1 protein-coding gene is annotated in these 1,613 nt (G+C 61.3%); it reads right to left on the reverse strand.

Going from position 1 to position 1,613, the window contains the following annotated elements:
* Positions 1–256: 256 nt before the first annotated feature.
* Entirely contained in the window at positions 257–1,546 is a 1,290-nt protein-coding gene (locus ABT116_RS44860) for an MFS transporter (RefSeq protein WP_124566689.1), read from the reverse strand.
* Between the last annotated feature and the right edge of the window lie 67 nt (positions 1,547–1,613).

Genomic DNA, 1,613 nt, shown 5'->3' on the forward strand with positions numbered 1-1,613 from the left:
CGTGACCTGCCACGACGGCTTCCCCCTGCACGACCTGGTGGCCTACAACGACAAGCACAACGAGGCCAACGGGGAGGACAACCGGGACGGCGAGACAGCGATCAGGCCCACTTGACTCGTGAATGCCGCCGAATCTCTTCACTGACCCCGGCAGCTCTACTCCGAACTCAAGCCCCCGACTGGCATGGGTCGGATACCGTCGTTGCGCTGGCAGAGGGAGACGCGGTCGCGTAATCGCTTCCGCGCTCCCCCGCCGTCACTTCTGGCTGAAAAGCGTCCTGGCAGACCACAGACCGCCGAGGGAGAGCACTGCGACGGTCATGTAGTAGTAGCTCGGAGCGTCGAGCGAGCCTGTTGTACTGATCAACCAGGTCAAGACCAACGGCGCGATTCCGCCGAGCAAGGTCACGCCGAGGTTGTACGACAATGACATTCCGGTAGCCCGGATCTCTGCCGGGAACAGCGAACTCATCAGGGCGGGCAAGGGACCGAAGGCAAACGCCATGATGACACCCAGGACCGAAACAACCAGGACGAGCGTCAGAGTCGACGGGTGATCGACCATCAATTTGAATAGCGGCCAGGCCAAGACGATTGCCGCAACGGAGGCCCAGGTCATAACTCTCGCAGGTCCGACCCGGTCTGCAAGATGCCCGATCAACGGCACGGTGATCAAGGTGACCAGTCCGGCGACGATGCCGCCGAGATAGCCGGCAGAGGCGGAAACTCCGAGGTTCTTCACGGCAAACGTCGGCATGTACAAGATGAGGTAGATCGAGATAGTCGCGACGCCCACTACTGCGGCACCAGTCAGCACCCGGCCGAGATGCCTGGTCAGCGTCGTCTTCAGCGGAGCCTTTTCCGGAACGCTCGTCTTGAAATCGTCCGTTTCGTCGAGCTTGGCACGGATGTAGAGGCCGACCGGCCCGACGATGATGCCGAAGAAGAACGGAACGCGCCAGCCCCACGAGTAGAGCGCTTCATGCGAAAGATGGGTGTTGAGCATGTATCCGAACAACGATGCCAGGAAAACCGAGGCGCCCTGACTGGCGACCTGCCAGGAAGAGTAGAACGCCTTCTTGTGGGGCGCTGTTTCCACGAGGAAGGTTGTAGCAGTACCGAATTCACCGCCGGCGGAGAATCCTTGAATGAGACGTGAGACAAGGATGACGACGCCGGCCCACGGTCCGATCATCGAGGTCGTCGGCGCCACGGCCATGATGAGCGTGCCGATCATCATCAGCATCATCGTCAACGTCAAGGCGTTCTTGCGCCCGCGACGGTCGGCATAGCTTCCGAGAACCATCCCGCCAAGCGGCCGGATGACGTACGAGATCGCGAACGTCGCGAACGTCAGTATCAAACCGAGCGTGTTGTCGCCGCCGGGAAAGAAGTTATGGGCGATGACCACTGCGAATGACGCGTAGACGATGACGTCGAACCATTCGAGCGCAGCGCCGAGTGAGCTGCTGATCACCGCCTTGCGAGCAGCGGCCAGGCGCTCCGGGGTGACAGTTCCGGAGGTTGGCGTAGTTGCCGTGGACATGGTTTTCCTTAGGGGTGAGCGTCGTTGTCCGCCAGCTGCGGCAAACGGGCTCCTCGGCTGTCAGCGA

The sequence above is a fragment of the Streptomyces sp. NPDC002130 genome (assembly GCF_040296465.1).
Taxonomy (GTDB): Bacteria; Actinomycetota; Actinomycetes; order Streptomycetales; family Streptomycetaceae; genus Streptomyces.